12 protein-coding genes are annotated in these 26,724 nt (G+C 70.0%); 8 read left to right on the top strand and 4 right to left on the bottom strand.

The genetic code is table 11. The annotated features are described in order from the left end of the window. Positions 1-19 precede the first annotated feature (19 nt). Positions 20-1,546, bottom strand: a complete 1,527-nt coding sequence (locus tag OG300_RS13370; protein WP_405495668.1) for a TldD/PmbA family protein — start codon at positions 1,544-1,546, stop codon at positions 20-22. Between the two features lie 187 nt (positions 1,547-1,733). Here OG300_RS13370 and OG300_RS13365 point away from each other — a divergent pair, with 187 nt between their 5' ends. Then, entirely contained in the window at positions 1,734-2,477 is a 744-nt protein-coding gene (locus OG300_RS13365; RefSeq protein WP_405495666.1) for a TetR/AcrR family transcriptional regulator, read from the top strand. An 11-nt stretch (positions 2,478-2,488) separates the two neighbouring features. Here OG300_RS13365 and OG300_RS13360 read toward each other — a convergent pair whose 3' ends face one another. Continuing rightward, a complete protein-coding gene (locus tag OG300_RS13360; protein ID WP_405495664.1) occupies positions 2,489-3,256 on the bottom strand; it encodes a TSUP family transporter in 768 nt (255 codons plus the stop codon). 52 nt (positions 3,257-3,308) lie between these two features. Between OG300_RS13360 and OG300_RS13355 the strand changes: the two genes are divergently transcribed. After that, entirely contained in the window at positions 3,309-4,544 is a 1,236-nt protein-coding gene (locus OG300_RS13355; RefSeq protein ID WP_405495662.1) for a sensor histidine kinase, read from the top strand. On the opposite strand, the gene OG300_RS13350 is transcribed toward OG300_RS13355, so the two are convergent. Next, a complete protein-coding gene (locus tag OG300_RS13350; RefSeq protein ID WP_405495660.1) occupies positions 4,541-5,983 on the bottom strand; it encodes a cytochrome P450 in 1,443 nt (480 codons plus the stop codon). The genes OG300_RS13355 and OG300_RS13350 overlap by 4 nt on opposite strands. Positions 5,984-6,065: 82 nt before the next feature. After that, positions 6,066-6,713: a TetR/AcrR family transcriptional regulator gene (locus tag OG300_RS13345; protein ID WP_405495658.1), complete on the bottom strand. Its 648-nt coding sequence runs from the start codon at positions 6,711-6,713 to the stop codon at positions 6,066-6,068. Positions 6,714-6,796: 83 nt separating this feature from the next. Between OG300_RS13345 and OG300_RS13340 the strand changes: the two genes are divergently transcribed. From OG300_RS13340 to OG300_RS13315, 6 genes are all read left to right on the top strand, one after another. Next, positions 6,797-7,459, top strand: a complete 663-nt coding sequence (locus tag OG300_RS13340) for a response regulator (RefSeq protein WP_405495656.1) — start codon at positions 6,797-6,799, stop codon at positions 7,457-7,459. Positions 7,460-7,540: 81 nt separating this feature from the next. After that, on the top strand, positions 7,541-8,035 hold the full coding sequence (locus tag OG300_RS13335; RefSeq protein WP_405495654.1) for an FxsA family protein: 495 nt from the start codon (positions 7,541-7,543) through the stop codon (positions 8,033-8,035). A 79-nt stretch (positions 8,036-8,114) separates the two neighbouring features. Next, a complete protein-coding gene (locus OG300_RS13330) occupies positions 8,115-9,710 on the top strand; it encodes an amidohydrolase (RefSeq protein WP_405495652.1) in 1,596 nt (531 codons plus the stop codon). A gap of 276 nt (positions 9,711-9,986) precedes the next feature. Next, complete coding sequence (gene lnt / locus OG300_RS13325) at positions 9,987-11,588, top strand: apolipoprotein N-acyltransferase (RefSeq protein ID WP_405498545.1); 1,602 nt, start codon at positions 9,987-9,989, stop codon at positions 11,586-11,588. 392 nt (positions 11,589-11,980) lie between these two features. Further along, complete coding sequence (locus OG300_RS13320) at positions 11,981-25,678, top strand: amino acid adenylation domain-containing protein (RefSeq protein WP_405495650.1); 13,698 nt, start codon at positions 11,981-11,983, stop codon at positions 25,676-25,678. Further along, the gene (locus OG300_RS13315) at positions 25,675-26,667 is read left to right on the top strand and encodes an ATP-binding cassette domain-containing protein (protein ID WP_405495648.1); all 993 of its coding nucleotides are present in this window, start codon (positions 25,675-25,677) and stop codon (positions 26,665-26,667) included. The genes OG300_RS13320 and OG300_RS13315 overlap by 4 nt, the downstream gene beginning before the upstream one ends. The last annotated feature ends 57 nt before the right edge of the window (positions 26,668-26,724 follow it).

Here is a 26,724-nt window from a genome sequence, read left to right as displayed (position 1 = left end):
TCACCGTGTCGATCCTTTCCTACTGTCCGGCTTCGGCGCGGGTATTGAGAATGTTGACGCCGCGCACCAGCACCGAGGGGCAGCCGTGCGAGACCGCCGCCACCTGACCGGGTTGCGCCTTGCCGCAGTTGAACGCGCCACCGAGCACCCAGGTCGAGGGGCCGCCGAGCGCCTCCATCGAACCCCAGAAATCGGTGGTGGTGGCCTGGTAGGCGACATCGCGCAGCTGACCGGCCAGCTCCCCGTTGCGGATTCGGAAGAACCGCTGGCCGGTGAACTGGAAGTTGTAGCGCTGCATATCGATCGACCAGGACTTGTCGCCGAGGATGTAGATGCCGTCCTCGACCCGGGAGATCAGTTCCGCGGTGCTGGTGTCGCGCACCGGATCCGGTTGCAGTGACACATTGGCCATCCGCTGGATCGGGACGTGATGCGCGGAGTCGGCGTAGGAGCAGCCGTTGGAACGTTCCAGGCCCAGCCGGGGCGCGAAGGAGCGGTCGAGCTGGTAGCCGACCAGGATGCCGTCGCGCACCAGATCCCACTGCTGCCCGGCCACGCCCTCGTCGTCCCAGCCGACGCTGGCCAGCCCGTGGCGCTGGGTGCGGTCACCGGTGACGTGCATGATCGGGGTGCCGTACTTCAGGGTGCCGAGCTGATCGGGGGTGGCGAAAGAGGTCCCGGCGTAGGCGGATTCGTAGCCGATGGCGCGGTCGTACTCGGTGGCGTGCCCGATGGACTCGTGAATGGTCAGCCACAGATTGGTGGGGTCGATGACCAGGTCTGTGGGTCCGGCGGTCACGGTGGGGGCCTTCACCTTCTCCGCGAGCCACTCCGGGATGCGCGCGAGTTCGCCCGCCCAGTCCCAGGTTCCGTCCGCGCCGGTCACGTACTCCCAGCCGCGCCCGGCCGGCGCCGCCAGGGTGCGCATGGATTCGAACACGCCCGCCGCGGGATCGACGGTGATGGCCTCGATCTGGGGGTGCAGGCGCACCCGCTGCTGGGTGATGCGGGAGCCGAGACTGTCGGCGTAGAAGGTCTGCTCCTTGACCTGCAGCACCGCGGCCGTCACATGGTCGACGCCGTCGGAGGCCTGCAACCGCTGCGAATAGTCCAGCAGCAGCGCCACTTTCTCCGGGGTCGGCACCGCGAACGGGTCGACGGCGTATTCGGAGACGTACTGGACGTCGTCGTAGCGCGGTTCGGGAGCCAGCGCGACCTGCTCACGATTCAAGGCCCGCAGCGTGCGTGCCACGGTGACCGCGCGCTGCGCCACCTCGGCGGCGGTGGTGGTGGTGAGGTCGGCGTGCGAGGCGAAACCCCAGGTGCCGTCGACGATCACCCGCACCGCGAACCCGAGATCGGTGCTGTCGGACACCGATTCGACGCGGCCGTCACGTAATCGGATGGACTGCTGCACGAGTCGATGTACGCGCAGATCCGCGTATTCGGCCCCGGCCGCGCGGGCCGCGGACAGCGCGGCGTCGGCGAGCGCGCCCAGCGGCAGCGCGCGGAACTGCTCGTCCACGACCTTGGTTGCGATGCTCACCCGCTCCACGCTAAAGGTCGACACGCCGGAGGTTCAACAATCCACGCGGGCAGAAGGAAATTCACAGGCCGCAATAGTGCACACGCTGCAACGATGCGTGAAGTGTCAAGACGCACACCATGAAACGCCGCGCACAACCGCTGTACATGCCACGTTTTGCTCGCGAGATGCCGTACTGTCCGTCCGCGTGCCGCCATCCGCACTCCGCGATCGCAAACGGGAACGCACCCGCCGAGCCCTGCTCGAAGCCGCCGTCGAACAATTCGAGAGCAAAGGCTACGAGGCGACCACCGTCGCCGATATAGCCGCCGCCGCCGAAGTCGGCACCCGGACCTTCTTCAACTACTTCGCCAGCAAGGAAGAACTGCTCTTCCCCGAACCCGATGAACGGGTGCAGGCCGCGGTGCGCGCCATCGCCAGCCGCAGACCCGGTGAACTGCCGGTCGAGGTGTTGCTGCGGGCCCTGCGCGCCGCCGGTGACAATCCGGGCGATCACCTCGGTGACACCCTGGCCGCGCGGATCGCCGTACTGCGAGCCCAGGTTTCGCGCACGGTGCCCGCCGTCTCCGGTCGCGCCGCCTACGCGCAGCTCGCCTCCCAGCAGGAGATCGCGCGTCAGCTGCGTACCGCCTTCCCCGACGACCTCGACGATGTCGGCGCGGCCGCGCTGGTCGGCGCGGTGGTGGGCGCGGTGTCGGGTGCGCTGACCGTGCTGTTCCAGCGGCCCGGACTCGGGGACGGTGAAGCGCTGCAACGCAAGATCCAGGAGACCACCTCGAAGGTGCTGGCGCCGTGGCTGGTTCGGCCCGCCGTGGAAGCGGCCACCGAGAGCGTCGGGGAGCAGACGGCGCTACTACCGGAGCCGCTACGCACGGAGCCCGAATACATTCCGATCGCCACCGTGCACCGGCTGGACGGCGTATACGTCTGAACCGGGACCGGCTAGGCGAACTGTTGCCAGCCCAGCCGAATCACCATGGCGAACACCACCACCAGCAGCACGATGCGCACGAAACCCGCGCCCTTGGCCAGTGCCATGCGTGAACCCACCACGGAGCCCGCCACATTGGCGACCGCCATCGACAGGCCCAGGCCCCACAGCACGTGACCGGTGCTGGCCAGGAAGACCAGCGAGCCGAAGTTCGAACCACAGTTGATGACCTTCGCCATCGCGGCGGCGCGCACGAACTCGGTGCCGAGCATGGTGGCGAAGGTGATGATCAGGAACGTCCCGGTGCCCGGCCCGAGAATGCCGTCGTAGAGGCCGATCAGGCCGGCGGCGAGGGCGACCACCAGGATCGTCTTGCGCCGGGTCGGGGCGTGGGTGGCCATGGTGACGCCGATCGACGGGCGCAGGGTGACGAAGATCGCCACCCCGACCAGCACCACCATCACGATCGGCACGAAGTACTTCTTGTCGATGAGCCCGACCGCCGCCGACCCGCAGGCGGCCGCGATCGCCGCGATCAGCGCGCCCGGTAGCAGGACCTTCCAGCGCATCGGCACCTTGCGGGCGAAGGTGATCACGGCGGCGCTGGTGCCGGAGAACGCGGCGATCTTGTTGGTGCCCAGGGCGGTTTGCGGTACCAGGCCGGGCAGCACCACGAACAGGGTGGGCAGCACGATCAGCCCACCACCGCCCACCACCGCGTCGACCCAGCCGGCCGCCGTCGCCGCGGTCAGCAAGACCGCCCAGTCCGCAAGGCTCACCCGACGACCCAACCAGAAGCCGACAACTGCAGGCAAACCGTAGGGTGGTGTCGTGCGCCGGTTCAGTTTGTGGCTGCGTGGCAAGCCCGTGATCACCGATTCGATGGTGGCGCTCATGCTGCTCACCATCGATGTCCTCGCCTTGTCCACCAGTCAGCACAAGGCCACCTACCTGGTGATGAGCTTTCTGCTCCCGATCCCGGTGGTCTTCCGCCGCACCCACCCGCGGGCCGCCGCGGTGGCCATGGCCGCCACCTCGATGACCGCGTCGCTGGTGCACTGGTCGGTCGGTGATCCGGCGGTGCATCCGGCGCTGCTCGGGCTGGGCGTCATGCTCTACACGCTGGTCGCGTACGTGGGCCGCCGCGAAGGACTCTGGTACCTGGGCGTGCTGCTGATCGACAGCCTGGTGTCGGCGGCCGCGATCGGCGCGCCCAGTGCCACCGATGCCGCCTTCACCGTCCTCTACTACGCACTGTGCTGGGCCCTGGCCGAATTCGTCGGCGCCCGCCACGCCTACGACGCCGAGGTCGCCGCCCGGCTGGTGGTCGCCGACTACGACCGCGAACGCCGCTCCCACGACGCCGTCGCCGCCGAACGCACCCGCATCGCGCGCGAACTGCACGATGTGGTCGCGCACGCGGTCAGCGTGATCATCGTGCAGGCCGACGGCGCCCGCTACGCGCTGCGCCACAATCCCGACACTGCCGAACAGGCGCTGTCCACCATCGCCGGAACCGGTCGCGACGCCCTGCGCGAACTGCGCCGTACCGTCGAACTGCTGCGCACCGACCATGCGCCCGAACAACTTCCGCAGCACGGCACCGCGGGCATCGCCAAGGTGGTCGATCTGATGCGCAACGCGGGCCTCGAGGTCAGCCTGGAACTGTCCGGCGAAATCGATTCCGTCACGCCCGAAGTCAGCCTCGGCATTCACCGCATCGTGCAGGAATCGCTGACCAACACGCTGCGACACGCGGGCCCCGACCCGCACGCCGAGGTCCGGGTCGTGCGGGGTGACACCGACGTTCTCATCGAGGTCGTCGACGGTGGGGTGCGTCCGGTCGTGCCCCGCACCGAACCGGCGACCTGCCCGGATCGTGGCGTCGCGCCCCGCACGCTGACCGCACCGCTGCCCACCGCGGGCATCGTGGGCAGCGGTCTCGGGCTGGTCGGTATGCGCGAACGCATCGCGGTACTCGGCGGCACCCTGTCGACCGGGCGAAACCCGCAGGGCGGCTGGACCGTCCACGCCACCATTCCCCTCGACCGTGACGGGTTCGACTAGGCGCGGACCGCACGCCGGTGCAGGGTCATGGTCAGGCCGCCGCGCGGGCGCAGAGTGGTCCAGCCCTGTTCGCGGACCCGCACGCCGGGCAGCGGGTCGAGGCGGAATCGCTGGGCCAGTGCGGCGGTGAGCAGCGTGGTCTCGGCGGTGGCGAATTGCGCGCCGATGCAGACGCGGCGGCCGCCGCCGAACGGGAGATACGCGCCGCGCGGGCGGGCCGGGCCCGCACCCGGCAGGAAACGCGCCGGGTCGAAACGCAGTGGATCCGGCCAGATCTCGGGGTCGCGGTGCAGCAGATGGGTGAGCACCACCACGATCGTTCCGGCCGGGATGAACCGGCCGGAGAGCTCGTCGTCGCGAGTGGCGGTGCGCATCGAGAGGTAGACCGGGGGATGGATGCGCAGGGCCTCGGCGAAACAGGCTCGCGTCCACGGCAATCGGTCCAGGTCGGACACCTCCGGGTCGCATCCGTCCAGCACCTCGTCGAGTTCGTCGAAGAGGCGTTGGCGGGCTTGCGGATTCGCGCCCAGCAGATGCCACATCCAGGTCAGGCCGGTCGCGGTGGTCTCGTGCCCGGCGGCCAGGAAGGTCTGCGACTGTTCGAGTATCTCGGAGATCGGCAGGGGTGCGCCGGTGAGTTCGTCGCGGGCCGACAGCAGCCGGGCCAGGAAGTCGTCACCGGGCGCCGACGGGTCGGCGGCGCGGCGGCGCAACACCTCTCGCATGAACTCGTCGGCCTCGGCCAGACCGTGCCGGATGCGCACCGAACGCCAGTGCAGGCGTGCCGCGCGGCCCAGCGTCATGCCCGGCAGCGCCTGTGCGCCCCAGGTGACGGGTGAATTGCCGACCAGCAGCATGTCGCGCAGGATGCGCTCGACCACCACTCCCAAACGGGCGCTGTCGGTGTCGTTGAGGGCGACACCGAACATGGTGCGGGCGGCGATATCCAGGGTCACCTGCATCATCTCGTGCGCGACATCCACCCGGTCGCCGTCGCCGTAGCGTTCCCAGCGCTGCCGCTGCGCCAGCACCCGCTGGCGCATCAGCGGGATCAGCGGGGCCACGCCGCGTTTGGCGAACAGCGGGTTGAGCATCGCGCGGTCGCGTTGCCAGCGCGCGCCACGGCTGGTGACCAGACCGGCGCGCAAACCCAGTGCGGGAATGTCGTATTCGGGGCCCTTGACGTACACGTCCTGGCGGCCGACCAGCACCCGGTCGGCGTCGGCGGCCCGGTCCACGAACACCAGGCGCGTGCCCGGAGCCGAGAGCCGCACGGGGGAGCCGACTTCGAACAGCGTGGTCAGCGCGGGCACGATATCGCGGCGAGCGCGCAGCAGGAATCCCGGTAGCGCGGTCAGCGGCAGCGTCGGTGGCTGCGGCAGCGAGTCCGGCGGCAATGCGGCTGTGGGCTGCGGGGATTCGGTGATCGGAGGTGTCATCGCGTCACTCCTGAGGGTGCCCGGAGACGCTCCAGCGCGGGTCCGGATCACTCTCGACGGTAGACAGTATTGGCTATTTTGTCTATGAGGGTTGGGGTGCGTCGCTGCCCGATCGCAGCAGAGGCAACAGGAACCGACGCGCGAAATCCTCTGCGCCGCCCGGTGAATCGAGATCGAACACGCTCGATGGGGCGAGGATGAACGTGTGGTGCAGGCGAACGGCGAACTCCGCGAACTCTTCCGGCGTCACATCCGCTCGCAGGTCCTGCGGGCGCGCCCAGCCCACGATCTCGTGCCGCCCCCGCGCGATGGCCGGAGCCTCGCCGAAGATGTACGGCAGCAGGATCTGCGGATTCAGCCGCAGCACCGACTCGAGCGTCCGATGCCGTCGCAGCATTCGATGCGCCTGCGCGAACCCGTGCACCACCCGCTGCTCGACGCTCGCGTCACCCGCGGTGGCCTCGGACAACTCGGCGAAGAAGCGGTCGAGTTCCAACCGCACCGCCGCCCCGATCAATGCCTGCCGCCCCGGAAAATGCAGATACAGCGTGGCGCGCGCCAGCCCGGCCCGCGCCGCGATGTCGTCCATCGACAGCTTGCCCAGCCCGGTCTCGGCCGCCCACTCGGCGGCCGCATGCAGAATCCGGTCGCGGGTACGCGGATCGCGCTCGCCCGAATCCGCTTCGCGGGCGCGCGTATCCGAGGTGCGGCCTCGGGGATTTCGACTCACCTCGCCACCGTAGCGGCGCGGCGGCGGCACGCCACGGGGTGCGGGGGCGCTGCCCGAATCGGCCGACCGATAGGTTGGAGCCCGTGCCGATCACCGTTCTAGTTGTCGATGACCAGGAACTCATGCGGGCGGGGTTGCGGATGGTGCTGGGCGCCCACCCCGATATCGAAGTGGTGGGGGAGGCCGAGAACGGGGCCACCGCGATCACCCGCACCGCGGAACTGCGGCCCGACGTGGTGCTGATGGATGTGCGGATGCCGGTGACCGACGGGGTCACCGCGACCGCGCGGATCATCGAATCCGGGTGCGGCAGCCGGGTTCTGGTGATGACCACCTTCGATCTCGACGAGCACGCGCTCGGCGCGCTGCGGGCCGGGGCGAGCGGGTTCCTGCTCAAGGACACCCCGCCGGAGGATCTGATCTCCGCGATCCGCAGTGTCGCGGCCGGGGACGCCGTGGTCTCACCGAAGGTGACCAAGCGGCTGCTGGATCGGCTCATCGCCGAGGATCCGGCCGCCGGACGCGACCCGGGCATCCTGGATGTGCTCACCGCGCGCGAACGTGAGGTGCTCGAGCACATCGCCGCCGGACGCTCCAACGCCGAGATCGCCGCGGCCCTGTTCCTGTCCGAGGCCACCGTGAAAACGCACGTCGGCCGGGTCCTCACCAAACTCGGCCTGCGCGACCGGGTCCAGGCCGTGGTACTGGCCTACGAGACCGGGCTGGTCCGGCCCGGCAACGCCTGAGGATGTGACGGGCGACGCAGGCGGGAGAAAAATCGGGGGATCGTGCGTTGGGGTGGGTAGATCGATCGAAAGGATCGCGTGATGCCTGCCCTTCTGTTCGTCGCCTACTTCGTCGCCGAGATCGCCACGCTGGTGGCGGTCGGTCACCTCATCGGGGTGTTCCCGACGATCCTGCTGTTGCTGGCGGGGTCGGCGGTGGGCCTGGTGCTGGTGCGTTCGCAGGGTCGCCGGGTGTTCGAGGGATTCCGCCGCGCCTCGCGCGGTGAGCTCGACCCGAGCACCGCCGTCGCCGACGGCGCCCTGGTCACCGCGGGCGCGGTACTGATGTTCGTGCCCGGTCTGCTCACCACCGCGCTCGGCCTGCTGGCCCTGATTCCGTTCACCCGCTTCCTGTTCCGCCCGGTCGTGGCCGCCTTCGCGGCGCGACGACTCAACCGGGTCGCCACCGTGGTCGGCCCGTACGGCTACCGCAATGTCGTGGTCGACCCCGACGGTGAAGTGATCGACGCCACCGTCGTCACCGAGTACTACGACGACGGTCAGGGCAGCGCGCACCGCATGATCGACCCGCGCTGAGCCGAACGCGACCACCGGCCCCCGATCACCGTCCATGCGGTGACGGGGGCCGGACGCGTATCGGGCAGACTGGCGACTCGTGAGTACCCAGTTGCTTGTCGGCGGTCATATCTACAGCTCGAGTAATCCCGACGCCACGGCCATGGCCGTGACCGACGGGACCGTGGTGTGGGTGGGCCTGGACCGGCCGGGCCGCGCACTGCACCCGGACGCCGAGATCATCGAGCTGGACGGGGCGTTCGTCGCTCCCGGCTTCGTGGACCCGCACGTGCACGTCACCGCGCTGGGACTGAAGCTCACGGGACTCGATCTGACACAGGCGCGTTCGCTCGCCGAGTGCCTGGACGCGGTGACCGCCTACGCCGCCGCCGAATCCGACGGGGTGATCCTCGGCGAAGGCTGGGACGAAACCCGCTGGGCCGAGGGACGACCGCCCACTCGCGAGGAGATCGACGCCGCCGCACCCGGGCGCGCGGTGTATCTGGCTCGCGTGGACGCACATTCGGCCGTCGCGTCCACCGCGCTGCTCGAGCTGGTGCCCGGCATCACCGAGGCGACCGGGTTCACCCGCGGTGAACCGCTGCGCGCCGATGCCCACCATCGCGTGCGCGGCGCGGCCCTGGGCGCACTGGATCGCTCGCGGCGCGATGCCGCCCGCCGCGCGGCCCTGGACTCGGCCGCCGCCAATGGCATTGTGGCCGTGCACGAATGCGCGGGCCCGGAGATCTCCGGCGTCGAGGACGTGCGCGAACTCCTCGAATTCGAGCACGGGGTCGAGGTGCGCGCGTACTGGGGACAGGCCGTCCGCACCACCGACGAAGCCCGCACCCTGGTGAAGGAGCTGGGTGTGCACGCGCTCGGCGGTGACCTGTTCGTGGACGGCGCGCTCGGCTCGCACACCGCGTGGCTGCGCGCCCCCTACACCGACCGCGACACCTCCGGCACCTCCTACCTCGACGCCGACACCGTCGCCGCACACGTGCTGGCCTGCACCGAAGCCGGAATCCAGACCGGATTCCACGTTATCGGCGACGCCGCCATGGACGCGGTGATCAACGGATTCGAGCGCGCCGTCGGCGAACTCGGCGGACCGGCCATCGCCTCCCGCGGCCATCGCCTCGAGCATGCCGAGATGATCGACCCCGACCAGATCGCGAAACTCGCCGCCTGGGGCGTGATCGCCAGTGTCCAACCGGGATTCGACGCCGCCTGGGGCGGCCCCGACGGCATGTACGCCACCCGCCTGGGCGCCGACCGCGCCGCCACCCTGAACCCGTTCGCCGCCCTGGCCTCCGCGGGCGTCTCCCTGGCCATCGGCTCCGACGCCCCCGTCACCGCCCTCGCCCCCTGGGAAGCGTTGCGCGCCGCCGTGAATCACCGCACCCCCGGCCACCGGATCTCCCCGCGCGCCGCCTTCGCCGCCGCCACCCGCGGCGCCTGGCGCGCCGGTGGTGTCCGAGACGGTGTCGCCGGCACCCTGGTCCCCGGCGCCCCCGCCTCCTACGCCATCTGGGACGCCCGCGAACTGGTCGTCGCCGCGGCCGCCGACACCGTGCAGCGCTGGTCCACCGACCCCCGCTCCCGCGTCCCCGGCCTGCCGCCCCTGACCGCCGACGCCGAACTCCCACGCTGCCTGCGCACCGTGCACCGCGGGACCACCATCCATGAGGCCTGAGCCCACCCCCGAAACGGACTCCACCGCAAAGGTTCCCCGATGACCGACCCCACCCGCCCCGCGACCACCGACAGTGACGGCAGTGCCGCAGTCTCAGCGGATACGGCCACCGCCGTCGAGAACTCGGCTGTGCGCCAGGCGAATACCGAGATAGCCGACAACCACGCCATCGGAACGACGTCCGCCTCGGACGCGGAAAAGACTGAGGACGAAGCCGTTTCGTCGGACCGCACCGACGGGCCGGGCGGATTCGTCGCGCGGCTGATCGGGTTCGCAATGCGGCGGCCCGGGGTGACGCGGATGGTCGCGGCGGTGGTGGCCGGGTTGCTGATTTTCGCCAGCTTTCCGCCTCGGACGTTGTGGTTTCTCGCGCCGGTGGGGATCGCGGTACTGACCCTCGCGGTGCGTGGAACACGTAAGGCGCGTGGGGGATTCGGGATCGGGTTCGTGGCGGGGCTGGCGTTCTTCCTGCCGCTGCTGCCGTGGACGGGGATCTATGTGGGGCCCGCGCCGTGGCTGGCGTTGTCGGCCGTGTGCGCGGTGTATGTGGGGTTGTTCGGGGTTTTGGCGCGGCTGGTGGGGCGGTTGCCGGGGTGGCCGCTGTGGGTGGCGGCGATGTGGTCGTTGACGGAGTGGGGGCGGTCGAGTTTTCCGTTCGGTGGATTCCCGTGGGGCAGGCTGGCTTTCGGGCAGGCCGACGGGTGGTATCTGCCGTACGCGATGGTGGGTGGCGCGCCGCTGATGAGTTTCGCGGTGGCGCTGACGGGGACCGGGCTGGCGGCGCTCGCGGTGAGTCTGCACCGGCGGTGGGGGGTTAGCCCGGAAGTGGCGGCGGTCACGTCGGATTCGCCCAGATGGGGGGCGTTGCGTCTCACATCCTGGAATCGGATTGTTGCTGCGGCAATGCTTGTGGCTATAGTTCCGATCACCGGAGTGATCCTCCGGACCGCGCTGCCCGGCCCGGAGGACGGCAACCGGCCGATCACGGTCGCCGCCATCCAGGGCAGCGTGCCGCGGCTGGGACTGGACTTCAACGCCCAGCGCCGCGCGGTTCTCGACAATCACGTCGCCCGCACCGAGGAACTGGCCCGCGATATCGCGGCCGGCCGGGCGCGGCAGCCGGACGTGGTGATCTGGCCGGAGAACTCCTCCGATATCGATCCGCTCCGCAATGACGATGCGGCCCAGGAGATCTCGCAGGCGTCGGTGGATGTGAAGGCTCCCATCCTGGTCGGCGCGGTCCTGGTCAACAGTGACGGCACCAACACCAATGCGGTGATGGTGTGGAACGGTTTCGCCGGTCCGGGGGAGCGGCACGACAAGAAGATCATCCAGCCCTTCGGTGAATACCTGCCCTATCGCGACTTCTTCCGGCATTTCTCGCAATATGCCGACCGCGCAGGCTATTTCGTGCCCGGCACCGGCGACGGCGTGGTGCACGCGCGGCCCGACAGCGGCGGCCCGGCGGTCCCGATCGGCGTAGCCACCTGCTACGAGGTGGTTTTCGACCGCGCCTTCCAGGAGGCGGTGCGCGCGGGCGCGCAGATCCTGACGGTGCCGTCGAACAACGCCACCTTCGGCCGCAGCGAGATGACCTATCAGCAACTGGCCATGTCGCGGGTGCGCGCGGTGGAGCACGGTCGCGCCGTGGTGGTTTCGGTGACCACCGGGGTGAGCGCCATGATCACCGCCGATGGCGCCATTCAGCAGCAAACTCCGCAGTTCGTCCCGGCGGCACTGGTGGCCACGCTGCCGCTGCGCACGGACACGACACTCGCGACGCGGTTAGGCCCCGCGCCGGAAGTGGTTTTGTGTATTCTGGCCGCGGCTGGCGCTGGCGCAGCCGTGATTCGACGGATGAAGACCTCTGCGCGGTGATCCCGGCAGTGACGTCCGTCACTAGCCGGGTAATCTTCCGGCGCGAATGACGCGGGTACGTAGACGAGGGCCGTCCCGCTGCGGCGATGAAAATTCGCCTGATAGTTGCCAATTGCTACAGAAGTGTCCGGTTAGTCCGATTCTGTGCGGTTCCAGTACGCGAGTAATGCGACAATCGCGAGGTTTGCTGTGCGGTAACTAATCCAAAAATATGCTCCGCCAACGCTGTTCGTTGCGGGCAACTCGAGATCACCACCGATCCGATCGGCGGGATGCTCCGAATCATAGGGCGTGGATCACGTCCTACGGCTCGCGCATGCGCGCGAACGCCGAGGTGATCGCATTTTCGGGGCTCGGGGAGTTGCGTCAACAGCGGCAGAACGGAGTGTTTGATGAGTTCATTGGCCACCGATCGTGTCGACCAATGTTCATCTGGGGAATTCTCGGCTCAACCTTTCGCGCTCTCTCCCGCGCAATCGGCACTCTGGTACGCACAGCGCATCCGGCCCGACATTCCTCTCACCATCGCGCAGTACGTGGAGATCCACGGCGATCTGGATGTCGGCCGTCTGCTGTACGCCATCGAGCGGTTCGGTGCGGAAAGCGAAGTGGGCCAGGTCCGGCTGCTGGAGATCGATGGGATCCCGCACCAGGTGGTCGATCCCACCGCGCGCCCCGGCTGGGCGCGCCTGGACATGCGAGATGAACCCGATCCGCGCGCCGCGGCTCGGGCCTGGATGAACGAGCACGCGAGCTCACCCATCGATATCGAGCACGACACACTCACCATCAATGTGGTGCTGCGCGTCGGGGATTCGGACTGGATGTGGTACACCCGCGGCCACCACATAGTCATCGACGGGTACGGCGCGATGAACGCCACCACCCGCGCGGCGGAGATATATACGGCCCTGGAGAACCACACCGAACCGGTGATCTCCCGCGCCACCCCGCTGGCCACCATCTACGCGGACGAGAATCGCTACCGCGACACCACCCGTTTCGTCTCCGACCGCGACTACTGGCTCGAACAGCTGGCGGGCGCGGGCGAGCCGATCACGCTGTCCGGCAATGCCATCGCCATCTCCGACGCCGGCCGACGCCGCGCCACCGCGGTGCTGGCCCCGCACGTTGAGACCGCGATCTCCGAGGCCGCCACCGCCTTCGGCTCCAACAGTTCCGCCCTGTTCGTGGCCGCGCTGGCCGGTTACGTGCGTGCGGTCACCGGCACCCAGGACGTGGTGCTGAGTCTGCCGGTGTCCGCGCGCACCACCGTCGCGCTGCGGCGTTCGGCGGGCGTGGTGTCCAATGTGGTGCCGATCCGGGTGCAGTTCACCGGTTCCGACACCGTCGCCGACGCCGTGCGCGCGGTAGAACTGCAGATCACCGGGGCGCTGCGCCATCAGCGCTACCGCAGCGACGACATCCGCCGCGACTGCGGGTACTCCCGTGACGCGCGCGGATTCTTCGGCCCGATGGTCAATCTCATGCTGTTCCACAGCGAATTGAACTTCGGCAGCCTGGTCGGCTCGCTCAACGTGCTGTCCACCGGCCCGGTCGAGGACCTCTCGATCAACCTCTACAACGGGGTCGGCAACCGCACCCACATCGATTTCGAGGCCAACCCGCGCCTCTACGGCGACACCGAACTCTCGATGCACCACGGCCGTTTCCTGGACTACCTGGAGCGTTTCGTGTCCTCGGCCCCCGAGACCGTGGTCGCGGACATGCCGGTGCTGACCGACGTGGAGCGCGAACGTGTGCTCCTGGAATGGAATTCGACCCAGGTGGCCCGCCAGGAGGGCACCCTGGCCGGACTGTTCGCCGACCGTGCCGCCATGTGCCCGAGCCGGGTCGCCCTCGACTTCGAGGGCAGCACGCTGACCTACGCCGCGTTCGACGAGCGGGCCAACCGGCTCGCCCGCGAACTCATCACGCGCGGTGCGGGTCCCGACACCCTGGTCGGCCTCGGCATGCGCCGCAGCCTGGAACTGCTGATCGGCATGTACGCGGTCATCAAGTCCGGTGCCGCCTACCTGCCGCTGGATCCCGATCATCCGGCCGACCGCATCGAGGCCGTGATCAGCCAGGCCCGGCCCTTGTGCGTGCTCACCACCGCGCGCGACGAGCTCGAATTGCCCACCGGGACAACCCGGTTCGACATCGACACCGCGGATCTCTCCGCGCACAGCGGCCGCCCGGTCACCGACGCGGACCGGTGCGCCTCGCTGCGCCCGGACCATCAGGCGTACGTGCTGTTCACCTCCGGCTCCACCGGAAAACCCAAGGGCGTCGGCGTCACCCACGCCGCCATCGTCAACCGCCTGCGCTGGATGCAGCACGCCTACCCGCTGGATTCCAGCGATGTGGTGCTGCAGAAGACCCCCGCCACCTTCGACGTGTCGGTGTGGGAGTTCTTCTGGCCGTTGCAGATCGGCGCGCGCCTGGTCATCGCCGCTCCCGACGGTCACCGCGATCCCGGCTACCTGGCCCGGATCATCGCCGAGAAGGCCGTCACCACGGCGCATTTCGTGCCGTCCATGCTGTCGGTGTTCCTCACCGACACCGATGTGCGCGGCTGCACCGGCCTCGAGCGGGTGTTCTGCTCCGGTGAGGCGTTGCCCGCCGCCACCGTCGCGGAATTCCATGCCGCGCTGGGCACCGGGCCGCAGTCGCCGCAACTGCACAACCTGTACGGGCCCACCGAGGCCGCCGTCGACGTCACCGCCTGGCACTGCCAGCCCGGCGACACCGACGTGCCGATCGGCTCACCGATCTGGAACACCCGCACCTATGTGCTCGACGCGCGGCTGCAACCGGTCGCGCCCGGTGTCGTGGGCGAGCTCTATCTGGCGGGTGTGCAGCTGGCCCGCGGCTACCTGGGCCGCCCGGCGCTGACCGGCGACCGCTTCGTCGCCGACCCGTTCACGCCCGGCACCCGCATGTACCGCACCGGCGACCTGGTGCGCTGGCGGGTCAGCGAGTACTCCGGCGTGCTGGAGTACCTGGGCCGCAGCGACTTCCAGGTGAAGGTGCGCGGTCTGCGCATCGAACTCGGCGAGATCGAGGCCGCCCTGCTCACCGATCCGCGGATCGCGCGCGCGGTCTGTGTGGCCCGCCGCGGCCGCGGCGGGGACGAACTCGTCGCCTACGCGGTGGCCGGACCCGGCGTCGAAGGTCTCGACGCGCAGGAGCTGACCGCCGGACTGCGCCGCATCCTGCCCGGCTACATGGTGCCCGCGGTGCTGATGGTGCTCGACGAACTACCGTTGAGCGCCAACGGAAAAGTTGATCGCAAGGCCCTGCCCGAGCCGGTCGCCGGAGCGCGCCGCCCGGCCCGGCCCGTCGCCGAACCCACCACCGAGGTCGAGCACCGGCTCACCGAGATCTTCGCCGATGTGCTGGGCACCGACGAATTCGATGTGCAGGACAGCTTCTTCGACCTCGGCGGCAACTCGCTGACCGCGGCCCGGGCCGTGGCCCGGGTGAACGCCGCGCTGAGTGTCTCGCTCACCATTCGCGACCTGTTCGAATCGGCCACCGTGACCGCGCTGGCGGCCCGGGTGTCCGGCGCGCAGGGCGAGGCCGCCTCACCCGCCCTGGTGGCGGGCCCACGGCCACAGCACATTCCGCTGTCCCTCGCACAGCAGCGGCTCTGGATCCTCAACCGTTTCGCCGAGCACGCCGCCGCCTACAACATGCCGCTCGCGGTGGAAATCACCGGGCCGCTGGACATTCCGGCACTGCGGGCCGGTCTGGTCGACGTGCTCCACCGGCACGAGAGCCTGCGCACCACCTTCCCCGACAGCACCGACGGGCCCTGCCAGCTGGTGCATCCGGCCGCGGAGATCCCGCTCACCCTCGACCCGATCGACGCCACCGGCACCGACGTGGTCGCCCTGGCCACCGAATTCGCCGGCTACGCCTTCGATCTGCGCAGCCAGTCGCCGGTGCGGGTGGCGCTCTACGCCACCGGACCCGGCCGCTACCTGTTCCTGATGGTGCTGCACCACATCAGCGGTGACGGCTGGTCGATCGCACCGCTGACCCGCGACATCATGTCCGCGGTCGCGGCCCGCACCGCGGGCGCGGCACCGGAGTGGACGCCGCTGCCGGTGCAGTACGCCGACTTCGCGCTCTGGCAGCGTGAACTGCTCGGTGACGAGGCCGACCCGGCCAGCGCCCTGGCCCGGCAGCTCGCCTACTGGCGGGCCGCCCTCGCGGACCTGCCCGACCAGTTGGACCTGCCGCTGGATCGGCCGCGCCCGCGCCAGCGCTCCACCGAAGGCGGCCGGGTCGAGTTCGACATCCCGGCCGAGGTGCGTCGCGCCCTGGCCGCGGTGGCCGCCGAACGCGGGGTCAGCACCTTCATGGTGTTGCACGCCGCGCTCGCGACCGTGCTCGCGCGCCTGTGCAATACGCCTGATATCGCCATCGGCACCCCGATCGCCGGACGCAGCGACCCGGCGCTGGAAGAGCTGGTCGGCATGTTCGTCAACACCCTGGTGCTGCGCACCCGGGTGGATCCGGCCGCCGGATTCGACCGCATGCTCACCGAGGTCCGCGACACCGACCTCAATGCCTTCGCCAATGCCGACGTGCCGTTCGAACGGCTCGTCGAGGTGGTCAATCCGGAGCGGTCCGCCGCCCGGCACCCGCTGTTCCAGGTGATGCTGTCCTACGACTCCAGCCCGGAACTGCGGATCGACCTGCCCGGCGTCGACGCCACCGTGATGCCGCTGGCCAGCGATATCGCCAAGTTCGACCTGCAACTGACCGTGCACGAACCGATCGGCGCACCGGACGCCGGATTCACCGCCGAATTCGGTTACGCCGCGGACGTATTCGATCGCAGCACGGTCGAGGCCATCGCCCGCCGCTTCGGAGCGGTACTGGCCGCGGCCGTCGCGAATCCGGCCACCCCGGTCGGCGACCTGCCACTGCTGGACGCCCGCGAAACCGCGAAACTGGTGCCCATCACCGGTTCCCCGGCCGAGCCCGCGCTCTCGCTGGCCGGGCTGCTCACCGGCACCGCCGAACGCATGCCCGACGCCGTCGCGGTGCGCTACCAGGGCATCGACACCAGCTACCGGGAACTCGACGAACGCTCCAACCGCCTGGCCCGGGTGCTGATCGAACACGGCGCGGGCCCCGAGGTGGTCGTGGCGATCGCGTTGCCGCGCAGCCTCGACAGCATCCTCGCCATCTGGTCGGTCGCGAAAACCGGTGCGGCGTATGTGCCCGTCGACCCGGACTATCCGCCCGACCGCATCGCGCACATGCTCACCGACTCCGGCGCCATGCTCGGCATCACCAATGCCGAACGGCGCGAGGACATGCCGGATTGGCCCGGCAGCCGCGGGCGGCATCGCAAGAACTACGTGGACTGGCTGCTGCTGGGCTCGGACGAACTGAGCCAGGAGTGCGAGCGGTTCCCGCAGGCCCCGGTCACCGACACCGACCGGCATCATCCGCTGCGCACCGGCGGGCCCGCCTACCTCATCTACACCTCCGGCTCCACCGGCACACCCAAGGCCGTCGTCGTCACCAACGCCGGTCTGGCCTCACTGGCCAACGAGCAGACGCACCTGTTCCGGGTCACCGATTCGGCTCGGACACTGCACTTCTCGTCGCCGAGCTTCGATGCGTCGGTGCTGGAACTGCTGCTCGGATTCGCCGCGGGCGCGACCCTCGTCATCGCACCCGCGGGCATCTACGGCGGCGTCGAGCTGGCGCGGTTGCTGCGGGAGGAACACGTCACCCACGCGTTCGTCACCCCGGCGGCCCTGGCCACCGTGCCCACCGCGGACCTGCCGGAACTCGAGGCGGTCATCGTCGGTGGCGAAGCCTGCCCCGAAGAGCTCGTAACCCTGTGGACCGCAGCGGATTCGCGGCCCGGGCACCCGGCGCGACGCATGCACAACATGTACGGGCCGTCGGAGGCGACCGTCGCCGCCACCGCCACCGGACCGATGCTCGCCGGGCAGCCGGTGCCGATCGGCCTGCCGGTGCGCGGGATGCGACTGTTCGTCCTCGACTCGCGGCTGCACCCGGTGCCGCCGGGGGTCGCGGGGGAGCTGTACCTGTCGGGTCCCGGCCTGGCGCGCGGCTATCTGGGCCGTTTGGCCCTTACCGCACAACGCTTCCCGGCCAACCCGCACGGTCGTCGCGGTGAGCGCATGTACCGCACCGGTGACCTCGTCGTCGCCGACACCGCAGGACAGCTGCGCTTCCTGGGACGCGCCGACGATCAGATCAAGATCCGCGGCTTCCGCATCGAACTGCGCGAGATCGACCATGTGCTGGCCGCGCACGAGGGAGTCTCGTTCGCGCTCACCATGGTTCACCAGGACGAGCGCGGCATCCCGCGCCTGATCGCCTACGTGACCGCCGACGCCGGGATCGATCCGGCCGACGTGCTCGAGACCGCTCGCGGCCGACTGCCCGCCTACATGGTGCCCGCCGCCGTCAGCGTGCTGGACGCCATGCCGGTCACCCCGTCGGGCAAACTCGACCGCAAGGCGCTGCCCGCACCGGAATTCGTGGCCGCGGCACCCACCCGCGCTCCCGAGACGGAGATGGAACAGCAGGTCGCGCTGGTGTTCGGCGCGGTCCTGGGCGCGGGTTCGCCCGGCGCGGAGGACAACTTCTTCGAGATCGGCGGCAACTCGCTGCTGGCCACCCGCCTGACGGCGGCCCTGCACACCGAGTTCGGGGTCGAACTGCCGGTGCGGGCCATCTTCGAGGCGCCGACGGTGGCGGGTCTGGCGACCCTGCTCGCGGAAGCGCCCCGGACGCAAAGGGTGGCGCTGGCTGTGCGAACCCCGCGCCCGGAGCGCGTGCCACTGTCGCTGCCGCAGCAGCGACTGTGGTTCCTCAATCGATATTCCCCCGAATCCAGTGCCTACAACATCGCATTCGTGCTTCGAATCGACGGCGATCCGGACATCGACGCGCTGCGCGACGCCCTCGCCGACGTCGTGGAACGGCACGAGGTACTGCGCACCGTCTTCCCCGAAGACGACCAGGGGGCTTACCAGCGGGTGCTCGACACCGCCCGCTGCCTGCCCGCCCTCGACGTCGTCGAGACCGACGACGTCGGTGCGCGCACCACCCTGCGCTCGCTGGCGCGCCGCGGCTTCGACCTCACCAGGGAGATCCCGCTGCGAATGGCGTTGCTGCGCACCGGCAACCACCGCCACCTGCTCGGCATCGCGCTGCACCACATCGCCGCCGACGGCTGGTCGCTGGGCCCGCTCACCCGGGACCTGGCGGTCGCCTACGCCGCCCGCCACGGCGGCGCGGCACCCACCTGGGCGCCACTTCCGGTGCAGTACGCGGACTTCAGCCTCTGGCAGCGCGAACTGCTCGGCGCGGACTCCGACACCGAGAGCGCCGCCGCGGTACAGCTCGCCTACTGGCGCACCGCGCTGGCCGACCTGCCCGAGGAACTGCCGCTGCCCTACGACCGGCCGCGCCCGGCCGAACCCACCCAGCGGGCCGGGACCGTGCGCTTCGAGGTGCCGGAAGCCTTGCAGCGCAAGCTCGCCGAACTCGCCCGCGCCCACGGCGTCAGCCTGTTCATGGTGTTGCGCTCCACCCTCGCGGTACTGCTGCGCACCGTCACCGGCGGCCGCGACGTGGTCATCGGCACCCCGGTCGCCGGACGCACCGACACCCGCCTCGACGACCTGGTCGGCATGTTCGTCAATACGCTGATCCTGCGTTCGGACGTGGACCCGGACCGCAGCTTCGCCGAACTGCTGCAGGCCGACCGCGACACCGAGCTCGCCGCCATGGCGCACGCCGAAGTGCCCTACGAGCGGGTCGTCGAGGAACTGGGCAACGACAACCAGCGCCGCTACGGTGCGGGACCGCTGCTGCAGGTCGCGCTGACCGTGCAGGACACGCCCGTGCCCGCACTGCGGCTGCCCGGATTGTCGCTGCAGGCCGAGGAACTCGATATCGCGCTGGCCAAGTTCGATCTCGAACTGCGGGTGATGCCCGGCCTCGCACCGTACGACCGCGTCTTCGAATTCGTCTACGCCGCCGAACTGTTCGACCAGCCGACCATCCACACGCTGGCCGAACGGCTGCTGCGGGTCTTCGACGCCGTCGCCGCCGGACCCCGCATCCGGGTCCGCGACATCGACGCCCGCACCGAATACGAACGCGAGATGTTCAGTCCCGCCTGGGGACCCGCCCCGGAACCGCAGTGCAGCCTGGCGGCCTGCTTCGCCGCCACCGCGCACCTCAACGCCGATCGGGTGTTCCTGCGCTTCGACGACACCGAACTCACCTACCTCGAGTCCGACGTCTACTCGAACCGCTTGGCGCGGGCCCTGATCGACCGTGGCCTCGGCCCCGGCGACCGGGTGGCGCTGGGTCTGACCCGCTCGGTCGAATCGGTGCTGGCCGCGCTCGCCGTCGCCAAGAGCGGTGCCGCGTTCGTACCGGTCGACCCCAACTATCCGGCGGATCGGGTGCGGCACATGCTCACCGACTCCGGCTGCCGGGTCGGCATCAGCATGACCGAGCACGCCGACGACCTCTACGCCGCCGGTGGCGACCACCGCGTCGACTGGCTGCTGCTCGACGACGCCGAACTGCTCGAGGAGCTCGAGGTCCTCGACGACGGGTCGATCACCGACGCCGACCGCACCACCACGCTGTGGACCGCGGACCTGGCCTACGTGATCTACACCTCCGGATCCACCGGAAAACCCAAGGGCGTCACCGTCACCCACGGTGGCCTGTCCGCCTTCGCCGACGAACTGCGCGATCGCATGCGGGTCGACCGCGACTCACGCACCATGCACTTCTCCTCGCCGAGCTTCGACGCCGCCATCTTCGACCTGCTGCTGGCCGTCGGCTCCGGGGCAACCATGGTCATCGTCCCGCCCGACATCTACGGCGGCGACGAACTGGCCGCGCTGATGGACCGCGAGGAGATCAGCCACACCTTCCTCACCCCGGCCGCCCTGTCCACCCTGGACCGGGACCGCTGGGCACTGCCGCACCTGCGCGCCATCATGGTCGGCGGCGAGGCCTGCGGGCCGGAACTGGTGGCGCGCTGGGCACCCGGCCGCATGATGTTCAACGGCTACGGTCCGACCGAGACCACCGTGGTGGTCAGCATCGCCGGACCGATGACCCCCGGCGTGCCGGTCACCATCGGCAACCTGGTGCGCGGCGCGCGCGCCGTGGTCCTCGACGAACGGCTGCGGCCGGTGCCCGTCGGCGTGCCCGGCGAGCTCTACGTCGGCGGACAGGGCACGGCGCGTGGCTATTTCGACCGGCTGGGCCTCACCGCCGCCCGGTTCGTGGCCGACCCGTACGGGCCCGCGGGCACCCGGCTCTACCGCACCGGTGATGTGGTGCGCTGGAACCCGGCCGGTGAACTCGTGTACCTGGGACGCAGCGACCATCAGGTGAAGGTGCGCGGATTCCGCATCGAACTCGGCGAGATCGACGCCGTGCTGGCCGCGCACCCCGCGAACCGCTTCGCGCACACCGAAGTCCGCGATATCGCCGGAGCCAAGCGCATCGTGTCGTTCGTGCTGCCGCTGGAAGGCGGACAGCCCGACGTCGAGGAACTGCGCGCGCACTGCGCCAAACACCTGCCCGCGCACATGGTTCCGAGCGCCATCACCCTGCTCGACCACATCCCGCTCACCCCGGTCGGCAAGCTCGACCGTGACGCTTTGCCGCAGCCCCAGATTGCGGTGGTCGTTGTGTCACGTGACCCGGAGACCGACACCGAGCGACTCGTCGCCGAGGTGATGGGCGAGCTCGTCGGCCTCGACGCGCTCGGCGCCGACGACAGCTTCTTCGAGATCGGCGGAAACTCGCTGCTGGCCACCCAATTGGTGGCCCGGCTGGCCAACGCCACCGGTGTCCGGGTCGAGGTGCGGGCCGTGTTCGCCGCACCCACCGTGGCCGGGTTGGCCGCCGCCCTCGACGCTGGCTCCGCGTCGGCGGATCTGCGGCCCGCGCCGCGCAAACGGACCCGCCCCGACCGAATCCCGCTCTCGGCGGCACAGCGCAGACTGTGGTTCCTCGAGCAGTTCAACTCCGCCGGTGAGGCCGGAGAAGCCCTGGGCGCGTACAACGTTCCCGTCGCGCTGCGCCTGCACGGCGAACTGGACGTGCAGGCACTGCGTGCGGCCCTGCACGATGTGCAGCTGCGGCACGAAACGCTGCGCACCGTGTTCCCCGAGATCGACGGCGAACCCTGCCAGCTGATCCTGGAACCGGGCGAAGCCGCGGTCTCGCTGCCGGTGCGGACCGTGACCGCCGCCGATGTGCCCGGTGAGATCCGCCGGGTCACCGCGGGCGGATTCGATTTGGCCACCAGCGTTCCGCTGCGCGCCGCACTGCTGCGCCTCAGCGATTCGGCCAGGCCCGCCGACAACGGCGGCGACGGCAATATGGCAGTGAGTGCACGCCGACCCGTCGCCCTCGAACACGTACTGGTGCTCGTGGTGCACCACATCGCCATGGACGGCTGGTCACTGCAGCCGCTGGCCGGCGATGTGGCCGCCGCCTACCGGGCGCGCACCGGCGGGAAGGCTCCGGAATGGCCCGAACTGCCCATCCAGTACGCCGATTACACGCTGTGGCAGCAGGATGTGCTCGGGCACGAGAGCGAACCGGACTCCGTCATCAGCCGTCAGCTCGACTACTGGCGGCGCGCCCTCGACGGCATCCCCGAGCTGCTGTCAGTGCCCGCCGACCGGCCGCGCCCGCCGGTGCCCAGCTACCGGGGCGGCACCGTCGAATGCACCCTCGACGCGTTCACGCATCGCGAATTGCAGATGCTGGCAGGCGAACACGGCGTCACCATGTTCATGGTGCTGCACGCGGCACTGGTGGCACTGTTGCATCGACTGACCGCCGGTGACGACATCACCGTCGGCACCCCGATCGCCGGACGCGGGCATCCCGCCCTCGACCGCATGATCGGCATGTTCGTCGGAACCCTGGTGCTGCGCACCCGCATCGAGAGCGGCGCCGCGTTCGGCGACCTGCTGCACGCGGTCCGCGACACCGACCTGGAAGCCTTCGCGCACGCCGACGTGCCGTTCGAGCGCCTCGTCGAGGTGATCGATCCGGTGCGCTCGCAAGCCCATCACCCGATGTTCCAGGTGATGCTGTCGGTGCAGAACCAGCCGGTGCGGGTGCTCGAACTGCCCGGCCTGCGCATCGAAGCCGACGACGCCGATCCGGGCATCGCCAAGTTCGATCTGCAGTTCACGCTGACCGAATCCTGGACGCCCGCACGCGAACCCGACGGCATCACGGTGTCGGTCAACTATGCCGCCGACCTGTTCGACGAGCCGACCGCGCAGCGCCTGGCCCACCGATTCGTGCGACTGCTCGGCGCGGCCGCCGCCAATCCGGCCGTCGCCGTGGGTGATCTGGAACTGCTCGACTCCCGCGAATGGTCGGCGCTGGCACCGGTGCGCGGCAGCGAACCCGGGCTGCCCATCACCTTCCCCGAGGTGTTCGAGGCCGCCGCCAACCTCAACCGGCAGGCCATCGCCGTGCGGGCGGCGGGCACCCAGATCTCCTACGACGCCCTCGACCGCTGGACCAACCGGCTGGCCCGGGTGCTCATCGGCTACGGGGTCGGCCCGGAAACCCTGGTCGCCATGGGTATTCCGCGCTCGGCGGAATCGGTGGCGGTGATGCTGGCCATCGCCAAGGCGGGTGCGGCCTTCGTCCCCGTCGACCCGAACTATCCCGAACAGCGCATCAGCCACATGCTGCTGGACTCCGGTGCGGCCGTCGGCATCACACTGTCGACCTACCGCGAGCGCATGCCCGACGGCGCGAACTGGACCGTGCTGGACGCGCCGTCGTTCCGGCGGCGCGTGCTCGCCACCACCGACGGTCCGATCAGCGACAGCGAACGCCTGCTGCCGCTGCGCATGGACAACCCGGCCTACGTCATCTACACCTCCGGCTCCACCGGTATCCCCAAGGGTGTGGTCGTCACGCACGGCGGTCTGTCCAACTTCGCCGCCGAGACCGCGCACCGTTTCGACGTCGGCCCCGGCTGCCGGGTACTGCATTTCGCCACACCGAGTTTCGACGCCGCCATGCTGGATCTGCTGCTCGCCCTCGGCGGCGCGGCCACCCTGGTGATCACGCCGCCCGGCGTGGTCGGTGGCGAGGAGCTCGGGCAGGTGTTCATCGAGGAGGGCATCACGCATGCCTTCATCACCACCTCCGCGCTGGGCACCGTCGACCCGACCGGCGTCACCGCGCTGCGGCACGTCCTGGTCGGTGGCGAGGCACTGCCGCCGGACCTGGTCACCCGCTGGGCTCCCGGCCGCAAGCTCTACAACGTGTACGGGCCCACCGAGACCACCATCGTCACCGTGATCTCGCAGCCCATGACACCGGGCGGGCCGATCACCATCGGCGGACCCATCCGCGGGGTCGGCGCGGCGGTGCTCGACGGCCGCATGCACCCGGCGCCCGGCGGCGTCACCGGCGAATTGCATTTGGCCGGTGCGGCTCTGGCCCGCGGCTACCTGCGGCGGCCCGGTCTCACCGCACAGCGGTTCGTGGCCAACCCGTTCGGCAAGCCGGGTGAGCGCATGTACCGCACCGGCGATCTGGTGCGCTGGGTCGAACGCGGCGGCCGCGCTCGGGATCTGGAGTACGTGGGTCGCACCGACCACCAGGTCAAGATTCGCGGGTTCCGCATCGAACTCGGTGAGATCGACTCGGCGCTGGCCAAACACGCCGCCGTCAAGTTCGCCACCACCATCGGGCATCGCACCCCGGCCGGAACCACGGCGCTGGTCGCCTACGTGGAGCCGCGCCCCGGTACCGCGCCGACGGCGGCCGAGCTGACCGCGCATGTGGCCGAGTTGGTGCCCAATTACATGGTGCCGCAGTCGATCATGCTGCTGGATCGACTGCCGCTCTCACCGGTCGGCAAGCTCGACCGAAAAGCATTGCCGGAACCGGTCTTCGCGGCCAGCGAGGGCTACCGGGCGCCGGAAACCGCTGCGGAAGAGGCATTGTGCGCCGCCTTCGCTGAGGTGCTCGGCATCGAACGGGTCGGCGCGGACGACGGGTTCTTCGAACTGGGCGGCAACTCGCTGCTGGCCACCAAGGTGGTGGCGCAGCTGCGCGGCGCGGGCATCGACCTGCCGGTGCAGGCCATGTTCGGGGACTCCAGCCCGGCTGCCATCGCACGCCGTCTCGCCGACGCCAAGGGTGACGCCGGAGCCGCGCTGGCCGCGGCGCTGGGTGCGGTGCTGCCGCTGCGCCCGATCACCGATGCGGCGGTGCCGCCGCTGTTCTGCGTGCACCCCGCGATCGGTCTGTCCTGGTGCTTCGCCGGACTGCTCTCGCAGCTGCCGCACGAACGCCCGGTGTACGGCTTACAGGCCCCGCACGTGGCCGGTGAGGAAAGCCACCGGTCCATCCACGAGGCCGCGAAATACTATGTGGCACACATGAAGTCGGTGCAGCCGCATGGTCCCTACCATGTGCTGGGCTGGTCGCTGGGCGGGCTCATCGCCCACGAGGTGGCGGTGCAGCTGCAGGAGGGTGGCGACGAGGTCGCGCTGCTGGGCCTGATGGACAGCTACCAGCTGTCGGATCAGTGGCTCGAACACGCGGTGCCCAGCGTGGCCTCCATCGTCGCCGAATTCGGCAGCGACCTGCTCGGCGGCGACGCCGACATCGATCCGCGCCTGACCCTGCACGACGCCGCGGAACTGCTGCGCGGGCGTTCCGGCCCGTTCGCGGCGCTCACGGTGGACCACATGGAACGGCTCTACACCGGGTACGTCAACGGCGCCGAACAGGCACACGACTTCACCCCCCGCGTCTTCGACGGCGACCTGCTGTTCTTCACCGCCGCCGACGACGAGATCAACCGCGCCGACCCCGACCGCTGCGCGGCGGCCTGGGCCCCGCACGTCACCGGCGCGGTGCACGACCAGCTGGTGCGCTGCACACACGCGGGCATGACGACACCCGAATCGCTGGCCGTCATCGGGCCGGTACTGCGGGATCACTTGACGGACCTGGAAGCCCGGGCCGGACGGGAGGGGACACGATGAGTCTCGCGGTCGAAATCGAAGGACTGGTCAAGTATTACGGCAAGGTCCGGGTGCTCGACGGGATCGACCTGGAGATCCCGTCCGGCACCGTGATGGGCCTGCTCGGCCCCAACGGCGCCGGCAAGACCACCACGGTGCGGGTGGTCACCACCCTGCTGAGCCCGAGCGCCGGGCGCATTCACGTTGCGGGCGTGGACGTTCTGAAGCATCCGGCCCGGGCGCGCACCCGGCTCGGCCTGTCGGGGCAGTACGCCGCCGTCGACGCCAACCTGACCGGATTCGAGAATCTGCGCATGGTGGCCCGGCTCTACGGGATGAACCACAAGCAGGCCGGGGACCGCGCCGCCGAACTACTCGGCGCGCTCGGCCTCGAACACGCGGCCGGGCGCCGAGCGGGCACCTACTCCGGCGGTATGGCGCGCCGCCTCGACCTCGCCGGTGCGCTGGTGTGCAAGCCGCCGGTGGTGGTGCTCGACGAACCGACCACCGGCCTGGATCCCCGTGGCCGCCTGGACATGTGGCGGGTCATCGGCGAACTCGTCGACGACGGCACCACCGTGCTGCTCACCACGCAGTACCTCGAGGAAGCCGACCTGCTCGCCGACCGCATCACCGTGATCGATCGCGGGCGGGTCATCGCCCGCGGGTCGGCCGATGAACTCAAGACCTCCATCGGCGGTGACAAACTCACCGTCACCCTCGCCGCCGGGCAGGACCCCGCGCCCGCCCGGCGGGTGCTGGCCGGGGTCGGCATCGGCGAACCCCAGACCACCGAGATCGCCGACCAGCTGGCCGTTGTCGTCGGCGACGGCACCCGCACCATGGTCGAGGCGCTGCGTCGCCTCGACGACGCGGGAGTCTGCGTCCTCGACGCGGGCGTGCACCGGCCCAGCCTCGACGACGTATTCCTCTCCCTCACCGGCAAACCCGGTGAACGCCTCCCCACCGTCCCCGCCACCGAATCAGTGCAAGAGGAGATCCTGTCGTGACCACCGTTCCCGCCGTTCCCGCCGCGCCCCCTGCGCCGCCCGCGGTGACCGAGCCCG

This window comes from Nocardia sp. NBC_00511, from assembly GCF_045161165.1.
In the GTDB taxonomy this organism is placed as follows: Bacteria; Actinomycetota; Actinomycetes; order Mycobacteriales; family Mycobacteriaceae; genus Nocardia.
This window is presented reverse-complemented; position numbering and strand designations above follow the sequence as displayed.

Bases quoted from the DNA above. Each gene is read 5' to 3' on its own strand.
- OG300_RS13335 (WP_405495654.1), top strand. From the start codon at position 7,541: ATGCCTGCCCTTCTGTTCGTCGCCTACTTCGTCGCCGAGATCGCCACG.
- OG300_RS13320 (WP_405495650.1), top strand. From the start codon at position 11,981: ATGAGTTCATTGGCCACCGATCGTGTCGACCAATGTTCATCTGGGGAA.
- lnt (WP_405498545.1), top strand. From the start codon at position 9,987: ATGCGGCGGCCCGGGGTGACGCGGATGGTCGCGGCGGTGGTGGCCGGG.
- OG300_RS13315 (WP_405495648.1), top strand. From the start codon at position 25,675: ATGAGTCTCGCGGTCGAAATCGAAGGACTGGTCAAGTATTACGGCAAG.
- OG300_RS13350 (WP_405495660.1), bottom strand. From the start codon at position 5,983: ATGACACCTCCGATCACCGAATCCCCGCAGCCCACAGCCGCATTGCCG.